Here is a 19,169-nt window from a genome sequence, read left to right as displayed (position 1 = left end):
CTTCAGCGTTCGGCGCTGGGCGCGCGGATCACGGCGGCCAGGCGGCGCTGGGCCTCCTGGGGCTCCATGCGCGGGTCAGTGAGGTAGCGCCACAGGGTTTGTGCCACGGCGTCCTTGATGGCTTCGTCAGCCGCCATCCGGTGGGCCAGGCTGGGCACGCGGGCGCTGCGTGCGGCCGCAAAGGTCTCCCACGAATCGCGTGCGCAACCGTCCAGTTGGGTCACGTCAATGTCGCGGCGCACGGGCACGGCGCCCTTGATGCGGTTGTACGCCATTTGGGCGGGGATCCCGGTGACCACTTCAGCCATCTTTTCTTGCGCGGCTTCGCGGGGGCGGGCGCTGACCAGCATGGCCAGCGTGTCGATGCTGTAGAGGTGCATGCCCTCGGTGCCGGGCACCACCACACAGCCAAAGTCTTTGGCGGGGCTGGCGCCCCAGGCCATGAGTTCGCCCTTGGCCCAGTCGCCCATGATCATCATGCCGGCGTTGTCGGCCAGCAGCTCGCGTGCGCTTTCGGTCCAGGCGCGCTCCACGGGGGCGTCGCTGGCCAGGGTGCGCAGCCAGCGCAGGCGCTGCAGGGCGCGCTCCACGCGCGGGTCCATCCAGGCACTGCTCTTGCGCTGCACGATGAGTTCGCGGTACAGCGCGGGGCCGGCGTCACCCAAAAGCAGGGTCTCGAACACCGTGGCAATTTGCCAGGACTCGTCGCTCCAGGCCAGCGGCCGCACGCCCTGGGCCTGCAGCTTGCGTGCAATGATTTCAAACTCGGCCCAGGTGCGCGGAGGCGTGAGGCCCAGCTTGTTGAATACCTTGCGGTTATAGAGCAAGGTGTTGATGCGCTGGATGCCCAGCGGTGCGGCAATCACATCACCTTTGTAGGTAATCAGGTCCAGCACGGTGGGAAACAGCACCTGTGACCAGCGCTGGCGCTGCGCCACGGCGTTGAGCGGCATGACCAAGCCTATGTCGGCCCAGTCGGTGAGCGTGGTGCCGATGAGCTGCGCCACATCGGGCGGGTCACCCAGCAGCACGCGGCTCTTGAGCACCTTGACGGCGGCCATGCCACCGCCGCCGGGAATGGCCGCATCTTTCCACTGCACACCTGCGGTCGCCAGGTGGGCACTGAGCTGGTCGGCCGCACGACGCTCGCTGGCCGAGGTCCACCAGTGCAGCACGTCCAGTGGCACGCTGGGGTTTTGCGCATGGGCGGGCAGCGCGGCCCCCAGCCACAGCGACAAACCCCACACGACCCAGGCGAAAGCTTTCATTTCCTGTCGATTTGTAATGTTATGTATGTCGGCGGCTGCCAAGCCCGCCAGCCCTGGCCCGCGAGGGCTGCTGGCGCGTAATAAAGCGTAAGGCGAAGCGGCAGGACATGGCAGAAATACTGAATGAAATCAACGACTTAACTATGTAACGCCGCCCCGACATGGCGGTTTGATATTACAGGGGTCACAGCATAACCTCCGGGCCACTGATCGCGCTTGCCACAGGGCAGTGACGGCAGTTTTCATTCACCAAAGTCCAGGAGAACCGACCCCATGTCCCATACCCTTCGCCTTGCCGCCGCTGCGGCAGCGCTGGTTTGCAGCAGTTTGGCCAGTGCAGGCACCCTCACCATCGAGAGCTGGCGCGTTGACGACAAAGGCCTGTGGGAAGACGTGCTGCTGCCCGCCTTCTACAAAGCCAATCCCGGTATCACCATCAAGTTCTCGCCCACCTCCCCCCCCGAGTACGACTCTGCGCTGAACACCCGCCTGACGGCAGGCACCGCCGGTGACCTGATCACCTGCCGCCCGTTTGACGTGTCGCTGGACCTGTTCAAGAAGGGCCACCTGGAAAAACTGGACGGCGCCCCCGGCCTGAAGAACTTCCCCGAATCCTCGCAAGTGGCGTGGCAGACCGATGACGGCAAGGCCACCTACTGCATGCCCATCGCCTCGGTGATCCATGGTTTCTTCTACAACAAGAAGGTGTTTGCGGATCTCGGCCTGGCCGTGCCAGTGACCGAAGCCGACTTCTTTGCCGCCCTGGACAAGATCAAGGCGCAAGGCAAGGTGGCCCCCATTGCCCTGGGTACCGCGGACCAGTGGGAAACCAACCAGATCGTGTTCACCGGCATTGGCCCGAATCACTGGAAGGGTGAAGAAGGTCGCAAGGCCATCATCGCCGGCAAGAAGAAGTTCACCGACCCCGAGTTCGTGAGCACCTGGGACACCATGGCCAAATGGTCCGCCTACCTGCCCAAGGGCTACCAGGCGCAAACCTATGGCGATTCGCAAAACCTGTTCGGCACGGGCCGTGCAGCGATTTACCCCGCCGGCTCGTGGGACATCTCCTACTTTGAAGGCAACAGCAAGGTGGAGTTTGGTGCGTTCAAACCGCCTGTGCAAAAGGCCGGTGATCCTTGCTACATCTCGGACCATACCGACATTGCCATGGGCATCAACAGCAAGAGCAAGAACAAGGCAGACGCCCAGGTGTTCCTGAACTGGCTGGCCAGCAAGGAATTTGCCGACCTGTACACCAACAAGGTGACCGGCTTCTTCTCGCTGTCCAAGCATGCCATTGACGTGAAGAACCCCGTGGCCAAGGAAATGATTGGCTGGCGCAACCAGTGCAAGAGCACGATTCGCCTGAATGCCCAGATCATGAACCGCGGCACACCCAGCATGGAAAACGAGCTGTGGAACGTGAGCTCACAAGTGCTGAACGGCAAGATGGCGCCCAAGGACGCTGCAGCGCAAATCCAGACCGGCTTTGCCAAGTGGTACACGCCTGGCAAATAAGCCTCTGGCGTGAATAGCAAGGGTGCGGGCCGGTGGCCTGCACCCTTGTGTCGCATCGCATCACTTCGTTTCGCTCTCCCGGCTTCTTTCTCCGGCCAACAAGGTCTCCCATGAAATTAGGCTTCTCCTGGCGAGTGCTGGTGTTCATTGCACCGGCGCTGCTGATCTACGCCACCTTCAGCGCACTGCCGCTGATCGACACGCTGCGTCTTGGGCTGTACAGCGCCGACGACACGGGCGTGCGCACCTTCTCCGGCCTGGCCAACTACACCACCATCCTGGCCGATCCGCGTTGGTCCACCGCGTTTTGGAACGCGATGTGGAACAACCTCAAGTTCTTTGGCATCCACATGGCGGTGCAAAACCCCGTGGGCCTGCTGCTGGCAGCCCTGTTGTCGCTGCGCAATGTGCGCTTTGCGGCCACCTACCGCACCATCTTTTTTCTGCCCACGCTGCTGTCGGTGGTGATCATCGGGTTCGTCTGGCAACTGATCCTGTCGCCCCTGTGGGGCGTGTCCGAGCGGTTGCTGGGCTTCGTGGGCCTGGGGGACTGGTTTGCACCCTGGCTGGGGCTGGAGGGCAGCGCGCTCATCACCGTATCGCTGATGTCGGTGTGGCAGTACATCGGGGTGCCCATGATGCTGATCTACGCAGCCCTGATTGCGATCCCCGACGACATCATCGAAGCTGCTGTGGTGGAGGGGGCTTCACCCTGGCGCATCTTCTGGCAGATACGCCTGCCGCTGATCCTGCCTACGCTGGGGCTGGTGACCATCCTGACTTTTGTGGCCAACTTCAATGCGTTTGACCTGATCTATACGGTCAAGGGCGCGCTGGCCGGGCCCAACTACAGCACCGACATTCTGGGCACGCTGTTCTACCGCACCTTCTTTGGTTACCAGTCGCAGGTGGCCAGCCCGACCATGGGGGCGGCTGTGGCCACCATCATGTTCCTGGTGATTCTGGTGGGCGTGGCCATTTACTTCCTCGCGGTGCAGCGCAAGCTGCAGCGCTTTGCCCTGTGAGGCCGCGCATGGCATCCACTTCCTCCTCCAAAGCCTCGCAGGCCCTGCCGCTGGCGCCCAGCCGCGTGTTTGTGCACCTCACGCTGATCGCCTACCTGCTGCTGGCGCTGCTGCCCATCCTGCTGGTGTTCATGAACTCGTTCAAGAGCCGCGACGCCATCTTCAACGACCCGCTGGCCTGGCCCACGCCCGAGACCTTCTCACTGATCGGCTACACCAAGGTGCTGGGCCGTTCCGATGTGCTCATGTACTTCGGCAACAGCTTCATCGTCACCATTGCCTCGTTGTTTTTCATCCTGCTGTTCGGTGCCATGGCAGCCTGGGGCTTGTCGGAGTATCGGTTCAAGGGCAACCGCTGGCTCAAGTTCTTTTTTGCCTTCGGCATCATGGTGCCCATCCGCTTGGGCACGGTGTCCATCCTGCAGCTCATGGTGGAACTGAACTTGGTGAACACGCTGACGGCGCTGGTGCTGGTCTACGTGGCGCAGGGCCTGCCCCTGGCCATCATGATCCTGTCGGAATTCATGGGCCAGGTGCCCAGCGAACTGAAGGATGCGGCGCGCTGCGACGGCATTGACGAGTTCCGCATCTTCTTCCAGGTGTTGGTGCCGCTGGTGCGCCCGGCCATTGCCACGGTGGCCGTGTTCACCATGGTGCCGATCTGGAACGACCTGTGGTTCCCGCTGATCCTGGCACCGTCCGACAAGACCCAAACCATCACGCTCGGCATCCAGCAGTTTGTGGGGCAGTACGCCACCGACTGGAATGCCGTGCTGGCCTCGCTGTCCCTGGCCATCGTGCCGGTGGTCACGCTCTACGCCCTGTTCTCTCGTCAACTGATTCGCGGCATCACCGCGGGCGCCGTCAAATAAAGCACACACACCATGGCACGCGTTTCCCTCAAAAACATTTCCAAATCCTATGGCAGCAACGAGCCGGTGCTGCACAACATCAGCCTCGACATCGAGCACGGTGAACTGGTGGTGCTGGTCGGTCCCAGTGGCTGCGGCAAGTCCACGTTGTTGCGTGTGCTGTGCGGTCTGGAAGACATCAGCAGCGGTGAGCTGCGCATTGGCGACGACCTGGTGAACCACCTGCCACCGGCTGAGCGCGGCATCGCCATGGTGTTCCAGAGCTATGCGCTGTACCCGCACATGGACGTGTACCGCAACATGGCCTTCGGCCTGAAGATCCACGGCGCGACCAAGGCCGACATCGACAAAAAAGTGCGCGACGCGGCCAAGGTGCTGCACATCGACCACTTGCTGGAGCGACTGCCGCGTGAACTCTCGGGCGGGCAGCGCCAGCGCGTGGCCATCGGCCGCGCCATCGTGCGCGAGCCGCGCCTGTTCCTGTTCGACGAGCCGCTCTCTAACCTGGACGCCGCGCTGCGCGCCAAGACGCGCATCGAGCTGGCCCGCCTGCACCGCGACCTGGACGCCACCATGGTCTATGTGACCCACGACCAGGTGGAAGCCATGACGCTGGGCGACAAGATTGTGGTGCTCAGCGAAGGCCATGTGCAGCAGGCGGGTACGCCGCTCGCGCTGTACCAGCAACCTGCCAACCGCTTTGTGGCGACCTTCATCGGCTCGCCCACCATCAACCTGCTGCCCGCGCGCGTGATCGAGGTGTCTGACGCCGGCGCACGCCTGCAACTGGGCAATGGCAGCAAGGTGCTGGCCACGGTGGATGCTTCGCAGCTGCAGGTGGGCGAGACGGTGGAGGTGGGCCTGCGCCCCGAGCATTGCGAAGTGCTAAGTGCCGGTGTGGCACCGGGTGTGGATGACACGGCGTTGGACGCAGAGATCACCCTGGTGGAGCATCTGGGCGAGTCCAACCTGCTGTACCTGAAGATGGACGATGGCCAGGAGCTGATCGTGCGCGGCGACGGCAATGCCGAGGTGCGCCTGGGTGACTCGGTCATCGTGCGTGCGGCGCCGTCGGCGCTGTACCTGTTCAAGGCCGATGGCACGGCCTGCACGCGCCTGAACCCGGGCAATATGCGCTCGGCCCACGCCCGATGAGTGCTGTCTGGAATTTCACTTCCCTGCCAGCGCACATCCATTACGCCATTGGCGTGGACGGCGGTGGCACCAGCACGCGGGCACGTGTGGTGCACCGCAGCGGTGTGGTGGTGGGCGAGGGCAAGGCGGGGGCTTCAGGCCTCATGCAAGGCACGCCCCAAGCCTGGCGCCATATTGCTGAGGCCATCGCATTGGCTGTTGAGAACCGTCTGGAGGCCGATTGGCCCTACCCTGTGCCCGCCAACTGCGCACTGGGCCTGGGCTTGGCCGGTGCCAACAACACTGACTGGAATGCCGAATGCCTGGCCGCCAACCCCGGCTACACGCGGCTGGTGCTGGAGTCCGACGCTGTGACCGCGCTGTTGGGCGCCCATCAGGGCGCCCCCGGTGCGCTGGTCATCATGGGCACGGGCGCGATTGGACTGGCGCTGCAAGCCAGCGGTGAACGCACGACAGCGGGCGGCTGGGGCTTCCCTTGCGGCGATGAAGGCAGTGGCGCCGACCTCGGTCTGCAGGCTGTCAACCTGACCCAGCGCGCGGTGGACGGGCGCCATGCCCATACCCCGCTTACGCGCGATGTGTACGCCACGCTGGGCGGCACGCCGCAGGCCCTGCTGGCCTGGTGCGGCGCGGCGCGGCAATTTGAATACGCCACCGTGGCGCCCAAGGTGTTTGCGCATGCGGAGCAGGACGCCGAAGCGGCCCAGCTGCTGGTGCGCGCTGCGCACAGCCTGGAGTCCCTGGCCACCGCGCTGGACCCCACCCACACGCTGCCGCTGGCGGTGGCCGGCAGCATTGCCCAGCGCCTGCTGCCCCGGCTGTCCCACGCCATGGTGCGGCGCGTGGTGCCCGCCCAAGGCGACGCCATGGACGGCGCGCTGGCCCTGTGTTTTCAATAAAGGATGGTTTTGTGAGTACTTTGATGTTGGAAGAGGCCCTAGCCTCGGCGCGCCAGGTGGCGCTGCAACTGGCTGCGGACGAAGACCGCTACGCAGCCCTCGGCGCTGCGCTGCGCGCCTTGCCGCCCCAGGGCGCGGTGACGATTGCGCGTGGCAGCTCGGACCATGCGGCCGCCTACTTCGCCTACCTGGTGATGTCGCGCACCGGGCAGCTCGTGACCTCGTTGCCCATGTCCTTGCTGACGCTGTACAAGGCGCCTCTGGCCAAGCAGCGCTTGTTGGCCGTGTCCATCTCGCAGTCGGGCCGCAGCCCGGACCTGATCGAGCCCATGCAGATGTTTGAGGCAGCGGGCGCCACCACGGTGGCGCTGGTCAACGACACCACGTCACCCTTGGCCGAGGCTGTGGACTGGGCCTTGCCGCTGCATGCCGGTCCTGAGAAAAGCGTGGCCGCGACCAAGAGCTTTATTTGCGGCCTGGTGGCTGGCGCGCGCCTCGCCGCGCATTGGGGCGCGCACGACGACCTGCTGCAGGGCCTGCAGACCTTGCCAGCAGCGCTGGAAGATGCCTGCAAGCAGGACTGGTCCAGTGCCGTAGAGCCATTGCGCAGGGCCAGCAAGCTCATGGTGATTGGCCGCGGCCCAGGGCTGGCGATTGCGCAGGAGGCGGCGCTCAAATTCAAGGAAACCTGTGCCATCCAGGCCGAGGCCTTCAGCGGTGCAGAGGTCAAACATGGTCCTATGGCGCTGGTGGACGAGAACTACCCCATGCTGGTGTTTGCGCTGCGTGGCCCCGCGCAGCAAAGCCTGATTGACTTGGCCATCGAAATGCGGGGCCGTGGTGCCCAGGTCTTGTTGGCTGCACCAGCCAACGTGTCGGGCCGTGACCTGACGCTGAGCACCGCACCGCAGGAAGACCTGGACCCGATCACCGCCATCCAGAGTTTTTATCTGCTGGTGGAGGCTGTGGCGCGTGCGCGAGGGTCCAACCCGGACCAGCCACGCCACCTCTCCAAGGTAACGACCACTCGATAAACTGCGGGGCATGAACTGCCAGACCCTGTTGATTGACGAAGCCCCCGCCGTGCGCCTGCAAGGCCCCGCGGGCGATACGGTCACCGTGCTGTTGCGCGGTGCCCAGGTGATTTCCTGGGTGGATGCTGGCGGTGTGGATCGGCTGTATTGCAGCCCTGCCTCGCCCCTCAAGGGGCCGCAGGCCGTGCGCGGCGGTGTACCGGTGATCTTTCCGCAGTTTGCCGCGCGGGGGCCTCTCATGCGCCATGGCTGGGCGCGCATGCGGGAGTGGACGCTGTTGCCTGTGGACGTATCCGCGCCCGAACCCAGCATTTCCCTGCAACTGCACAACGCCGTGGGCGACGATCCGCACTGGCCTCATGCTTGCGTTTGCACGCTCACCGTGAGCCTGCTGGCGAATGGCCTGCGCATGGCGCTGGCCGTAGAGAACACGGGCCTAGCGTCCTTCCCCTTCCACGCCGCCCTGCACACCTACCTGGCGGTGGGCGATGTGGCGCAGGCCACGTTGACCGGCGTGCTGCCCGAGGGCGCAGTGCTGTCGTTGCGCGAGCCTATCGACCATATCTTCGAAGCCGTTGCTGGCCCCTTGCAACTGCAAAGTCCGCTGGGGCCGCTGCAGTTGGAGCACGCGGGCTTTGGCGACGTGGTGGTGTGGAACCCCGGGCCTGACGCGGGCTTGGTAGATTTGCCACCGCAGGGCCATACCCAGTTTGCCTGCGTGGAAGCCGCTGCGGTAATACAACCCGTAGTGCTGGCGCCCGGTGTGCGCTGGCAAGGATCGCAGACGCTGCTGAGCGGTTTGTAGGGGCTTAGGCGCATTTTCTACAATGCGCGCGCTGTCCACTTTTGACCCTGCACACCATGACTGCACCCACGCCCAAGAAAACTACCGCGCTGCGCCCCATCCCCAATTTCATCTTTGCCAGCCGCTGGCTGCAGCTGCCGCTGTACCTGGGCCTGATTGCGGCGCAGGGCGTCTACGTCTTTCACTTCTGGGTGGAACTGGTGCACTTGCTGGAGGCCGCGTTTGGCAGCCAGACCGCGCTGCAGGCGCTGGTCACCAGCATTGGCTACAAGTCCGACATCACAATGCCCTCGCTGAACGAGACCATCATCATGTTGGTGGTGCTGGCGCTGATCGACGTGGTGATGATCTCCAACCTGCTCATCATGGTGATCGTGGGCGGCTACGAGACCTTTGTGAGCCGCATGGACCTGGATGGCCACCCCGACCAGCCCGAGTGGCTGAGCCATGTGAATGCCTCAGTGCTGAAGGTGAAGCTGGCCACGGCCATCATCGGCATCAGCTCCATCCACCTGCTCAAGACCTTCATCAACGCGGCCAACTACGATGTGAAGGTGCTGATGTGGCAAACCATCATCCACGTGGTGTTCCTGATGAGTGCCTTGGCCATCGCCTACACCGACAAGCTGCTGACCAGCAGCCACCCCGCAGACCACTAAGCCGGGGCGTCAGCCCGGTGGCGCAGCGGGAGGTAAATGGTCCGCATCCGGCCGCTGCGCCGGGTCCACATGGGTCATCATGTTGAGCACGCGGTGGCGACGCATCACGGCAGCGCGCGCGGCCACGGCGATATTGTGGCCCTGTTCGACGGTGAGCATGGCGTCCACCTCGATGTGGGCGTCGACGACCACCATGTCACCCATCTTGCGGGTGCGGATGTCGTGCACGCCTGCCACGCCAGGTGTGGCCTCCACGGTCTTGCGGATGGCCTGTACCTCGGCTTCGTCGACGGCGCGGTCGGTCAGGTCGTGCATGGCATCCCAGCCGAAGCCCCAGCCCATCTTGCCCACCATGAAGCCGACGATCAGCGCTGCGATTGGGTCCAGCAGCGGGTAGCCTGCCAGATTTCCAACCAGGCCGATGCTGACCACCAGCGAGGACGCCGCATCGGAGCGGGCGTGCCAAGCGTTGGCCACCAGCATGCTGGACTTGACGGCCTTGGCCACGCCCAGCATGTAGCGAAACAGCAGTTCTTTGGCAGCAATGGCAGCCAGCGCCACCCACAGCGCAATGCTGTGTGCGGTGGGAATGGTTTCGGGGCTCTGCAGCTTTTGCAGGGCCGACCACACCATGCCGACACCTACTGCCAGCAGCAGCAGGCCCAGCGCCAGTGACGCGGCCGTCTCGAAGCGTTGGTGCCCATAGGGGTGGTCTTCGTCAGCGTCTTTCTGGCTCTGCCGGTTGGCCAGCAGTACCACAAAGTCGGCCACCAGGTCCGACAGCGAGTGCACGCCGTCGGCAATCAAGCCCTGCGACTTGGCCAGCACCCCGACCACGATTTGCGTGGTCGATAGCAGCAGGTTCACCACTACGCTGACCCATGTGCTGCGCGCAGCCGCAGCCGCGCGCTCGGCGGGTGTGTGGGTGGCGTGCTCGGAGTCGTCGTCCTCGGTGGTGAGAAAGTCCATGGTCAGCTCAGGTGCTTGCCGGCAATGCCAGCCAGTTCAAACATCGTTACCTGCTCCTTGCCAAACACTTTCAGCAGCTTGGCATCGGCGTTGATGGCGCGTTTGTTGGTGGCGTCCTGCAGGCCGTTGGCCTTGATGTAGTCCCACAGCTTCTTGATCACTTCGGTGCGTGCCACCGGCTCCGCGCCAATGACCGCGGCGAGTTCGGCACTGGGCAGCTTGCCGCTGGCGGCCGTGGTCTTGCGCGGCGCCTTGGGCTTGGCGGTTTTGGCCGATGCGGCCTTCTTTGCAGGGGCTTTTTTGGTTGCAGCCCCCGTGGATGCTGCGCGAGCAGCTCCTGTTTTAGTAGCGGTCGTGGTCTTGGTCGCCGCCTTGTAAGCGGGCTTGCGCGGTGGAAACTTGCTGGGCGCGAACTCGAAATTCACTTTGCCGGCCTCGGCATCCCAGGCCAGCATGGCCTTGAAGGCACGGCGCGTGCGCATGCTGACAAACTTATCCAGCAGGTCGGTCTTGCCGGTGGCCAGCAGCTTTTGCATCTGCTCGCGCTCGATGGGCTGCTGCAAAATGATCTGGCCGCTCTTGAAGTCGCAGGTGGGCGTGGGCTGGGCCATGGTCGGCACCGACTTCTCGCACACATAGTTCTTGCCGTGCTCGAATACGTTGCCCCCGCATTTGGGGCAGGCGCCCAGCGCGGTCTGGGCGCTGAAGTCGACCAGCTCGCCGCTCTCCTCGCCGGCCTTGTCGTCGCCAAAGTCGAACTCGAGCTTGTAGTTCTTGGTTTCGTCGTCGAACTTGATGACCATCTCGGCCGTGAATGGCCAGCCAGCCTTGGAGCGGAAGCCGTCCAGCGGACCGATGTGTTTGTCGCGCAGGAACTGCTCCACTTCGGCCGGCTCGAAGGTGCGACCGGCCGGTGACTTGCCAAACGAGAAACCGCAGCCGTCCTCGGTGCCGGTCTGGCCGGTGCAGGTGTAGCGGCGGTAGTTTTCCTTGACGATGCCTCCGCAATTGGGGCAGCGCGCTTCCAGCGTGGCGTAGTCGCCGGGGATGGTGTCGCGGTCGTATTCCTTGGCCTTCTTGACCATGCGTTCGGTCATGGCGGCAATCTCGGCCATGAAGGTCTCGCGGCGCAGCTTGCCCTGCTCCATCTGGGCCAATTTGTATTCCCATTCGCCGGTCAGCTCGGCCTTGGAGAGCTCTTCCACACCCAGGCCGCGCAACAGCGTCATGAGCTGGAAGGCCTTGGCGGTGGGGATCAGCTCGCGGCCTTCGCGCAGCATGTATTTCTCGGCAATCAGGCCTTCAATGATGCTGGAGCGGGTGGCTGGTGTGCCCAGGCCCTTCTCCTGCATGGCTTCGCGCAGCTCGTCGTCTTCCACGGTCTTGCCGGCGCCTTCCATGGCGCCCAGCAGCGTGGCTTCGGAGTAGCGGGCCGGGGGGCGCGTTTTCAGGCCCTTGGGGTCCACGGTTTCGGTCTTGACCTTCTCGCCCGGTTGCACCGGCACCAGGCTTTGGCCCTTGTCGCCGTCCTTGGCATCTTCTACCTCGGCGGCAGCTTCCTTGCCGTAGATGGCCAGCCAGCCCGGCTTCACCAGCACCTTGCCTTCCGTCTTGAAGTTGTGGCCTGCGGCGGTGCTGATGCGCGTGGTGACCTGGTACTCGGCGCTGGGGAAGAACACTGCCATGAAGCGACGCACCACCAGGTCGTACAGTTTTTGCTCCGCGTCGCTCAGGCCGCTGGGGGCCTGCAGCGTGGGGATGATGGCAAAGTGGTCCGACACCTTGGCGTTGTCAAACACACGCTTGGTGGGCTTGATGTAGTTGCCATTCAGCGCGGTGAGTGCGTGCGGGGCCAGGTGCTTCATGCCGCTGTCCGCCAGCATCTCGAAAGTCTGCTTGACCACGGGCACATAGTCTTCGGGCAGTGCACGCGAATCGGTACGTGGGTAGGTTAGGGCCTTGTGGCGCTCGTACAGGCTTTGGGCGATGGACAGCGTGGTCTTGGCCGAGAAGCCAAACTTGCCGTTGGCCTCGCGCTGCAAGCTGGTGAGGTCAAACAGCAGGGGCGACGCTTGCGTGGTGGGTTTGCTTTCTTCGGTCACCGTGGCCTGCTGGCCGCGCACTGCGTCGGCAATGGCCTGTGCCTCGGCTTGGCTCCAGACGCGGTCGGCCTTTTTCTCGGCGTCGTCGGCGTCTTTTTTGTGCGCGGGGTTGAACCACTTGGCGGGGTACTCACCGGCCTGGGCGGCAAAGCTGGCGTGGATCTCCCAGTAATCACGGCTCACAAACTTGCGAATCAGCTCTTCGCGCTCCACCACCACTGACAGCGTGGGCGTTTGTACGCGGCCCACCGTAGTGAGGAAGAAGCCGCCATCGCGGCTGTTGAATGCGGTCATCGCGCGTGTGCCATTGATGCCCACAAGCCAGTCGGCCTCGGAGCGGCAACGCGCGGCGTCGGCCAAGGGTTGCATTTGCGCATTGGTGCGCAGGTGCTCAAAACCATCGCGGATGGCTTGCGGTGTCATCGACTGCAGCCACAGGCGGCTGACCGGCTTGCCCAATGGTTTGGCGCCACCGGCGTACTGCTCGATCAGGCGGAAGATCAGTTCCCCTTCGCGGCCCGCGTCACAGGCGTTCACCAGCTTGTCCACGTCCTTGCGCTTGGCCAGCTTGACGACGGCGTTCAGGCGCGTCTTGGTTTTGTCCACGGGCTTGAGGTCAAAGTGCGGCGGGATCACGGGCAGGTGGGCGAAGCTCCACTTGCCGCGTTTGACGTCGTACTGCTCGGGAGCCTGGATCTCCACCAGGTGGCCCACGGCGCTGGAAACGACGTAGCTGTCGCTCTCGAAATATTCGTCGTGCTTCTCGAATTTTCCCGCAGTAGGCGTGAGTGCCCGCACGATGTCTTGGGCGACCGACGGCTTTTCTGCAATGACCAATGTTTTCATCTGACTACAATCCAGTTCTCGCGTGCGCGCAGGCGCGCACTTGCACACGCAGGCACGCACACATGCGCGCCCATACGATTCACCATACCAAATTTTCGATCCGTGGCAAAAAACCCAGTGAATTCCTCGGTCCCCGCTGGCAACCGGCGTATCCAGACTCGCCGTTCCGGGGTGCACGGCAAGGGCGTATTTGCGGTGCAGGACATTGCCGAAGGTGAAACCATCATTGAGTATGTGGGCGAGATCATCAGCTGGAAGGAAGCCCAGCGCCGCCACCCGCATGACCCCAAGGACCCCAACCACACTTTCTACTTCTCGCTGGAAGATGGCAACGTGATCGACGCGCTGTTCGGTGGCAACTCCTCGCGCTGGATCAACCATTCCTGCGACGGCAACTGCGATGCCGATGAAGAAAACGGCCGCGTGTTCATCAAGGCGCTGCGCAACATCAAGGCTGGCGAAGAACTGAACTACGACTACGGCCTCATCATCGACGAGCCCTACACCAAGAAGCTCAAGGCCGAGTACCCCTGCTGGTGCGGCGCCAAGACCTGCCGGGGCACCCTCTTGGCCCCCAAGCGCGGGAAGAAGTGACCTTGCGCTGGCAGGCTGAGGCCATTTGGGAGGCGGTGAGCCCCCTGTGGCCGACGTTCTCGGTCGAGATCCTGCCCGAGATTGATTCCACCAACACCGAACTCATGCGCCGCGCCCGTGCGGGGCAGCTCGACCCCATCCTGCTGGTGGCCGAGCGCCAAACCGCTGGCCGCGGCCGGCTGGGCCGTGACTGGAAGAGTGACACGGAAGGGTTGGGCGGTACGCTGACCTTTTCGCTGGGCGTGCCCCTGGCGCCGGCCGATTGGTCGGGCCTCTCGCTGGCCGTGGGCCTGTCGGTGGTGGAGAGCCTGCACCCCGATCTGCGGCTGAAATGGCCCAATGACGTCTGGCTGGAACATCGCAAACTGGCTGGCATCCTGATCGAGACCGCCAGCGTGGGCGAGACGCGCTACGCGGTCATCGGCATTGGCATCAACATCGCTCCGCGCGAAGCAACCGATCTGCGTACCCCGCCCGCGGCCCTGCGCGAGCTGCTGCCTGGTATGGATGCACCCGAGGTGCTCGCCCGCGTGGTGCCGTCGCTCGCGCAGGCCGTGCAACGCTTTGCCAGCGAGGGCTTTGGCCCGCTGCGCACCGCCTTCCATGCGCGCGACCTGTTGTACGGCCAACCCGTGGTGTGCAGCGATGGCGCCACGGGCATGGCCCGCGGGGTCGACGCCAGCGGCGCCCTGCTGGTGCATACTGAGAATGGATTGATCAAAATCAGCAGCGCCGAGGTCAGTGTGCGACCCGCGCCCGCTGCCCCTCTCTGACCTGACTCTATGCTGCGCTTGCTTGTTTTGATGTTGGTGCTGGCCAATGGCCTGTTTTTCGCCTGGAGCAACGGCCTGTTGCGTGCCTACGGGTTCGCCCCGGCCCCGGTGAATGAGCCCCAGCGCATGGCGCAGCAGATCAAGCCCGAGGCGATTCAGTTGTTGAGTACGGGTGAACTCAAACGCGTGGAAGCCCAGGTCCAGGCCGATCTGGCACCCAAGGAATGCCTGCAGGCCGGCCCTTTTGATGATGCCCAGGCCGGTGCCTTGCGTACAGCGCTGGAGGGAGCCAACCTGCCCGCGGGCAGCTGGCAACTGGAGCCTGGCAAGGAAACCGCCCGCTGGATCATTTACATGGGCAAGTACGCCACGCCCGAGCTGCAAGCCAAAAAGCGCGCCGAGTTAGCAGGTATGGACATCAAGACCGAGGCGGTGAACAACCCTGCATTGGAGATAGGCCTGTCACTGGGTGGGTTTGACACCCAGGCCGCCGCCGCGGCGGAGTTGGCCAAGTTGTCCCCCAAGGGCATACGCACCGCCAAGGTGGTGCAGGAGCGCGAGGAAGCCACCATCTCGCTGCTCAAGCTGCCTGCCGTCTCCGAGGCGATCCGAGCCAAACTGGGAGAGGTCAAGCCCGCCTTGGCCGGCAAAACCCTCAAGACCTGCAGCTGATGCGGCCCTAGTCTGCGTTGTGCTGAAAGCGCAGCGTGAAACTGGCCCCTGGCGCGGCGTGGCCGGGGCGGCTCTCTTCCAATGAAATCGTGGCATGGTGCTGGCGCGCAATTTCTAGCACGATGGGCAGACCCAGACCCGAGCCATCGGCGTCGTTACCAAGTGCCCGGTAGAAAGGCTGGAAGACCAGTTCACGCTCAGCCGCCGGAATGCCAGGGCCCGAATCTTCCACCTGCAGCACCAGCGCCTTGCTAAACGGGTCCACCAGCACGCGAGCCGTGATCACGCCGGGTTTTTCGGCTGTGGATGGGGTGTAGTTGATGGCGTTGTCCAGCAGGTTGCGCACCATTTCCTTGAGCAGGGTGGGGTTGCCTTGCAAGGTTGCGCCTTCTGTGCCGGGCTGCACGCCCTCAAAACCCAGGTCAATGTGCTTGTCCATCGCCCGCGGCACGCAGTCGCGCACCACGTCCATGGTCAGTCGCGCCAGGTCACACGGTTGGTGGCTGAGCACGGCGCCGCTGCTCTCGGCGCGCGCCAGCGCCAGCAACTGGTTCACGGTGTGGGTGGCGCGGATGCTGGACCGGCCAATCTGCCGCAGTGATTGCTTCAGGTCTTCGGCATTCGCTCCCTCGCGCTGTGCCAGGTCGGCCTGCATGCGAAGTCCGGCCAGCGGCGTCTTGAGTTGGTGGGCCGCATCGGCCAGAAAGCGCTTTTGCGTGGCGATCGAGTCCTTCAGGCGCATCAGCAGGTCGTTCACCGAGGACACCAGCGGCACCACCTCCAGCGGTACAGCCTCCACGTCCAGCGGACTCAGGTCATCGGGGCTGCGCGCGCGGATGCGTTCCTCCAGGCGGTTCAGCGGCTTGATCGCCTGCACCAGGGCCAGCCACACCAGCAGCACGGCCAGTGGCAGGATGACGAACTGCGGCAGCATCACACCCTTGACGATCTCTGTCGCCAGCATCGAGCGCTTCTCCATGGTTTCCGCCACCTGCACCAGCGCGGGTTTTTCCTGCGGCAGGTCCAGCTTGACCCACATGTAGGCCACCTTGAGGTCCTGGCCTTTGAACTCGGCATCGCGCATGCGCACCTCGCCCGGCGGTACCCGTTCATCGTCAGGGGGCAGGGGCAGGTCTTTGTCGCCACTGAGAAACTCGCCATCGGCACCCAGCACCTGGTAGTACACGGTGTCTGCGTCGTCGGCGCGCAGCAGTTCGCGCGCGGGCAATGGCAAGACGAACTGGGCGTGGTTTTTGTTGACGGTAATCAGTTGGGCCAGAGCGCCCACGTTGTATTCCAGCGCCCGGTCAAACGGTTTGCCGGCAATACCTTGTGCCACGAGCCAGGTCAATACCAGGCTGACGGGCCACAGCAGCAGCAGCGGCGTGAGCATCCAGTCCAGGATCTCCCCGAACAGGCTGCGTTGCTCGCGCTGGAAGAGTTTCAAGGCGCAATTTTCTCGAGGCAGTAGCCCAGGCCACGCACCGTGGCAATGCGGATCGGGCCTTTCTCGATCTTCTTGCGCAGGCGGTGGATGTAGACCTCGATGGCGTTGTTGCTCACCTCTTCGCCCCACTCGCACAGGCGCTCCACCAGCTGGTCCTTGCTGACCAAGCGACCGGCGCGTTGCAGCAGCACTTCCAGCAGGCCAAGCTCGCGGGCCGACAGCTCGACCATCTTGCCGTCGATGGTGGCCACGCGACCGGCCTGGTCGTAGGTCAGCGGGCCGTGCTTGATGCTGGCAGAGGTGGCGCCCATGCCGCGACGCACCAGGGCGCGCACGCGGGCTTCGAGTTCCTGCAGGGAAAAGGGTTTGGCCATGTAGTCGTCGGCGCCGTAGTCCAGCCCCTTGACGCGCTCGTCCACGCTGTCGGCCGCGGTGAGGATGAGCACGGGCAGCGAGGAGCCGCGCGCGCGCAGCTTCTTGAGCACCTCTAGCCCGTGCAGCTTGGGCAGGCCCAAGTCCAGGATCAGCAGGTCGAACTCGGTGTTGGTCATCAAGGCCGCGTCGGCCTCGGTGCCACTGGCCACGTGGTCGACCGCCGCGCCGGCGCTGCGCAGCGCCCGCAGCAGGCCATCGGCCAGGACCTGATCGTCTTCGGCTATGAGTATTCGCATGGGGGTCTCCTCGCTGGGCAGCGTGCGCGTTCGGTTCCGGTTGCCATTCTAGGCATGCGAACCTTGCGCCCGGCTTGCCCGCGAGCCGCCGACAGGTTGGTGCCTACTGTCCGCTGTAGGCCTCTAGCCCCAGCGCCACCACGGTGGCCACTTCGGGACTGACCGCCTGGTGCAGCTCGTCTTCGGCCTGAGCCACAGCGTCTCGGTAGGCGCCCAGCCAGGCCAGACCTGTGGCGGTGAACTGCACGCGGCGCGCGCGGGCGTCGGCGGGGTCGTCTTCGCGGCGCACCATGCCCCAGGCTTCGCACTGGTTCACCAGCGTGCCCATGGCCTGCTTGGTCATGCCCGCGCGCTGGGCCAGATCCGTCAGGCGTGCGCCTTCCACCGCCAAATGCCGCGTGATGTGGATGTGGGCGGCGCCCACCTGCCCCCGCTCGGCCAGGTTGGACAGGCCCAGCGGCACGGCAGGGTGGCGCGCCATGAGTTCCAGCACGCGTGCGTCAAAACGCTCCAGCGCCAGCCGCAGCCAGTGGCCTAGGTGGTTCTGGCGCCAAGTGTCGTTGCGGGTTGGGGGGGAATCAGGCATCGCCAAATAGTAATGCAAACTGATTAATAAATGTATTTACGCCACACAACAAGCGCGCTTAAACTACTGTTCAAGCATCCAGCCTGTTGTTAAAACCAGATTGCTGTGGTGCACCAACCCATTGATTTTCAAGGAGATTTCTCATGGACGCACCCGTCAAGAACCCCAACAACACGAATGGTGGCAACGCCGAAAAGGCCAAGGCCTTGCAAGTAGCGCTGGCCCAGATCGAAAAGCAGTTCGGCAAGGGCACCATCATGCGGCTGGGCGAAGGCGAGGTGATCGAAGACATCCAGGTCGTCTCCACCGGCTCCCTGGGCCTGGACATCGCGCTGGGCGTAGGTGGCCTGCCGCGCGGCCGTGTGGTCGAAATCTATGGCCCGGAATCCTCGGGCAAGACCACGCTGACGCTGCAGGTGATTGCGGAGATGCAAAAACAAGGCGGCCAATGCGCCTTTGTGGATGCCGAGCACGCGCTGGACGTGCAATACGCCCAAAAGCTCGGTGTGAACCTGCAAGACCTGCTGATCAGCCAGCCTGACACTGGTGAGCAGGCCCTGGAAATCGTCGACAGCCTGGTGCGTTCCGGCGCGGTCGACCTGATCATCGTGGACTCGGTGGCGGCACTGACCCCCAAGGCCGAGCTGGAAGGCGAAATGGGTGACAGCCTGCCCGGCCTGCAAGCCCGCCTGATGAGCCAGGCGCTGCGCAAGCTGACCGCCCACATCAAGAAGACCAACTGCATGGTCATCTTCATCAACCAGATCCGCATGAAGATTGGCGTGATGTTCGGGTCGCCCGAAACCACCACCGGTGGTAACGCGCTGAAGTTCTACGCTTCTGTCCGCTTGGACATCCGCCGTACCGGCACGATCAAGAAGGGCGAAGAGGCCATCGGCAACGAAACCAAGGTCAAGGTGGTGAAGAACAAAGTCAGCCCTCCGTTCAAGACGGCGGAGTTCGACATTTTGTTCGGCGAGGGCATCAGCCGCCATGGCGAAATCATCGACATGGGCGTGACTGCCGGTATTCTGGAAAAGTCCGGCGCCTGGTACGCCTACCAGGGCGAGAAGATTGGCCAGGGCCGTGACAATGCCCGCGAATTCCTGCGCGAGAACCCTGCTCTCTCGGTGGAGATCGAAAACAAGGTGCGCGAAGGCCTGGGCATTCCCTTGCTGCCCGTGGCTGAACCCGAGATCAAGGCCAAGGGCAAAAAAGCCGACAAGGCCGAGAAAGCAGAGTAAATCGACCTCTAGCCCCCGTCAACATTG

The 19,169-nt window shown here is 63.9% G+C and carries 17 protein-coding genes and 1 pseudogene; 12 read left to right on the top strand and 6 right to left on the bottom strand.

Translation table 11 applies throughout. From position 1 onward, the window contains the following. Nucleotides 1-2: 2 nt before the first annotated feature. The gene (locus tag AC07OE_RS15380) at nt 3-1,268 is read right to left on the bottom strand and encodes an ABC transporter substrate-binding protein (RefSeq protein WP_495071450.1); all 1,266 of its coding nucleotides are present in this window, start codon (nt 1,266-1,268) and stop codon (nt 3-5) included. Between the two features lie 273 nt (nt 1,269-1,541). Here AC07OE_RS15380 and AC07OE_RS15375 point away from each other — a divergent pair, with 273 nt between their 5' ends. The 8 genes from AC07OE_RS15375 to AC07OE_RS15340 all read left to right on the top strand — a co-directional run bounded on the left by AC07OE_RS15375 (nt 1,542) and on the right by AC07OE_RS15340 (nt 9,238). Continuing rightward, the gene (locus tag AC07OE_RS15375; RefSeq protein WP_495071449.1) at nt 1,542-2,789 is read left to right on the top strand and encodes an ABC transporter substrate-binding protein; all 1,248 of its coding nucleotides are present in this window, start codon (nt 1,542-1,544) and stop codon (nt 2,787-2,789) included. Between the two features lie 110 nt (nt 2,790-2,899). Continuing rightward, complete coding sequence (locus AC07OE_RS15370; protein ID WP_495071448.1) at nt 2,900-3,814, top strand: carbohydrate ABC transporter permease; 915 nt, start codon at nt 2,900-2,902, stop codon at nt 3,812-3,814. An 8-nt stretch (nt 3,815-3,822) separates the two neighbouring features. After that, nucleotides 3,823-4,686, top strand: coding sequence for a carbohydrate ABC transporter permease (locus tag AC07OE_RS15365; protein WP_495071447.1), 864 nt, complete (start codon nt 3,823-3,825; stop codon nt 4,684-4,686). 12 nt (nt 4,687-4,698) lie between these two features. Further along, nucleotides 4,699-5,841 carry an ABC transporter ATP-binding protein gene (locus AC07OE_RS15360; RefSeq protein WP_495071446.1) on the top strand — a complete coding sequence of 381 codons (1,143 nt, stop codon included), beginning with the start codon at nt 4,699-4,701 and terminating at the stop codon, nt 5,839-5,841. After that, entirely contained in the window at nt 5,838-6,740 is a 903-nt protein-coding gene (locus AC07OE_RS15355) for a glucosamine kinase nucleotide-binding domain-containing protein (protein WP_495071445.1), read from the top strand. Before AC07OE_RS15360 ends, AC07OE_RS15355 begins: the two co-directional genes overlap by 4 nt. Nucleotides 6,741-6,751: 11 nt before the next feature. After that, entirely contained in the window at nt 6,752-7,774 is a 1,023-nt protein-coding gene (locus AC07OE_RS15350) for an SIS domain-containing protein (RefSeq protein WP_495071444.1), read from the top strand. 10 nt (nt 7,775-7,784) lie between these two features. After that, nucleotides 7,785-8,579 (top strand): D-hexose-6-phosphate mutarotase, encoded by a 795-nt coding sequence (locus AC07OE_RS15345; RefSeq protein ID WP_495071443.1) that lies wholly within the window; start codon nt 7,785-7,787, stop codon nt 8,577-8,579. A 56-nt stretch (nt 8,580-8,635) separates the two neighbouring features. After that, nucleotides 8,636-9,238 (top strand): TIGR00645 family protein, encoded by a 603-nt coding sequence (locus AC07OE_RS15340; protein ID WP_495071442.1) that lies wholly within the window; start codon nt 8,636-8,638, stop codon nt 9,236-9,238. 9 nt (nt 9,239-9,247) lie between these two features. Here AC07OE_RS15340 and AC07OE_RS15335 read toward each other — a convergent pair whose 3' ends face one another. Continuing rightward, on the bottom strand, nt 9,248-10,207 hold the full coding sequence (locus AC07OE_RS15335; RefSeq protein ID WP_495071441.1) for a cation diffusion facilitator family transporter: 960 nt from the start codon (nt 10,205-10,207) through the stop codon (nt 9,248-9,250). Nucleotides 10,208-10,209: 2 nt separating this feature from the next. Continuing rightward, nucleotides 10,210-13,155 (bottom strand): DNA topoisomerase III, encoded by a 2,946-nt coding sequence (locus tag AC07OE_RS15330; RefSeq protein ID WP_495071440.1) that lies wholly within the window; start codon nt 13,153-13,155, stop codon nt 10,210-10,212. Between the two features lie 102 nt (nt 13,156-13,257). On the opposite strand from AC07OE_RS15330, the pseudogene AC07OE_RS15325 reads away from it, so the two are divergent. The 3 genes and pseudogenes from AC07OE_RS15325 to AC07OE_RS15315 form a co-directional block, all read left to right on the top strand. After that, a pseudogene (locus AC07OE_RS15325) lies at nt 13,258-13,740 on the top strand (SET domain-containing protein); the annotation flags it as partial. 11 nt (nt 13,741-13,751) lie between these two features. Further along, on the top strand, nt 13,752-14,522 hold the full coding sequence (locus AC07OE_RS15320; RefSeq protein ID WP_495071439.1) for a biotin--[acetyl-CoA-carboxylase] ligase: 771 nt from the start codon (nt 13,752-13,754) through the stop codon (nt 14,520-14,522). Nucleotides 14,523-14,531: 9 nt separating this feature from the next. After that, nucleotides 14,532-15,194 carry an SPOR domain-containing protein gene (locus AC07OE_RS15315; RefSeq protein WP_495071438.1) on the top strand — a complete coding sequence of 221 codons (663 nt, stop codon included), beginning with the start codon at nt 14,532-14,534 and terminating at the stop codon, nt 15,192-15,194. Nucleotides 15,195-15,201: 7 nt separating this feature from the next. On the opposite strand, the gene AC07OE_RS15310 is transcribed toward AC07OE_RS15315, so the two are convergent. From AC07OE_RS15310 to AC07OE_RS15300, 3 genes are all read right to left on the bottom strand, one after another. Next, nucleotides 15,202-16,641, bottom strand: a complete 1,440-nt coding sequence (locus tag AC07OE_RS15310; RefSeq protein WP_495071437.1) for a sensor histidine kinase N-terminal domain-containing protein — start codon at nt 16,639-16,641, stop codon at nt 15,202-15,204. Then, nucleotides 16,638-17,312 (bottom strand): response regulator, encoded by a 675-nt coding sequence (locus AC07OE_RS15305; protein WP_294769623.1) that lies wholly within the window; start codon nt 17,310-17,312, stop codon nt 16,638-16,640. The genes AC07OE_RS15310 and AC07OE_RS15305 overlap by 4 nt, the downstream gene beginning before the upstream one ends. 103 nt (nt 17,313-17,415) lie before the next feature. After that, entirely contained in the window at nt 17,416-17,898 is a 483-nt protein-coding gene (locus AC07OE_RS15300) for a MarR family winged helix-turn-helix transcriptional regulator (protein WP_495071436.1), read from the bottom strand. A gap of 143 nt (nt 17,899-18,041) precedes the next feature. On the opposite strand from AC07OE_RS15300, the gene recA reads away from it, so the two are divergent. Then, on the top strand, nt 18,042-19,142 hold the full coding sequence (gene recA / locus AC07OE_RS15295; protein WP_495071435.1) for a recombinase RecA: 1,101 nt from the start codon (nt 18,042-18,044) through the stop codon (nt 19,140-19,142). Nucleotides 19,143-19,169 lie beyond the last annotated feature (27 nt).

This window comes from Rhodoferax sp. GW821-FHT09E07, assembly GCF_059416145.1.
The sequence above is the reverse complement of the archived record's forward strand: the minus strand, read 5'-3'. Positions and strand labels throughout refer to the sequence as shown.

Coding starts and splice junctions, on each gene's coding strand:
- AC07OE_RS15380 (WP_495071450.1), bottom strand. CDS start 1,268: ATGAAAGCTTTCGCCTGGGTCGTGTGGGGTTTGTCGCTGTGGCTGGGG.
- AC07OE_RS15375 (WP_495071449.1), top strand. CDS start 1,542: ATGTCCCATACCCTTCGCCTTGCCGCCGCTGCGGCAGCGCTGGTTTGC.
- AC07OE_RS15370 (WP_495071448.1), top strand. CDS start 2,900: ATGAAATTAGGCTTCTCCTGGCGAGTGCTGGTGTTCATTGCACCGGCG.
- AC07OE_RS15365 (WP_495071447.1), top strand. CDS start 3,823: ATGGCATCCACTTCCTCCTCCAAAGCCTCGCAGGCCCTGCCGCTGGCG.
- AC07OE_RS15360 (WP_495071446.1), top strand. CDS start 4,699: ATGGCACGCGTTTCCCTCAAAAACATTTCCAAATCCTATGGCAGCAAC.
- AC07OE_RS15355 (WP_495071445.1), top strand. CDS start 5,838: ATGAGTGCTGTCTGGAATTTCACTTCCCTGCCAGCGCACATCCATTAC.
- AC07OE_RS15345 (WP_495071443.1), top strand. CDS start 7,785: ATGAACTGCCAGACCCTGTTGATTGACGAAGCCCCCGCCGTGCGCCTG.
- AC07OE_RS15340 (WP_495071442.1), top strand. CDS start 8,636: ATGACTGCACCCACGCCCAAGAAAACTACCGCGCTGCGCCCCATCCCC.
- AC07OE_RS15335 (WP_495071441.1), bottom strand. CDS start 10,207: ATGGACTTTCTCACCACCGAGGACGACGACTCCGAGCACGCCACCCAC.
- AC07OE_RS15330 (WP_495071440.1), bottom strand. CDS start 13,155: ATGAAAACATTGGTCATTGCAGAAAAGCCGTCGGTCGCCCAAGACATC.
- AC07OE_RS15315 (WP_495071438.1), top strand. CDS start 14,532: ATGCTGCGCTTGCTTGTTTTGATGTTGGTGCTGGCCAATGGCCTGTTT.
- AC07OE_RS15305 (WP_294769623.1), bottom strand. CDS start 17,312: ATGCGAATACTCATAGCCGAAGACGATCAGGTCCTGGCCGATGGCCTG.
- AC07OE_RS15300 (WP_495071436.1), bottom strand. CDS start 17,898: ATGCCTGATTCCCCCCCAACCCGCAACGACACTTGGCGCCAGAACCAC.
- recA (WP_495071435.1), top strand. CDS start 18,042: ATGGACGCACCCGTCAAGAACCCCAACAACACGAATGGTGGCAACGCC.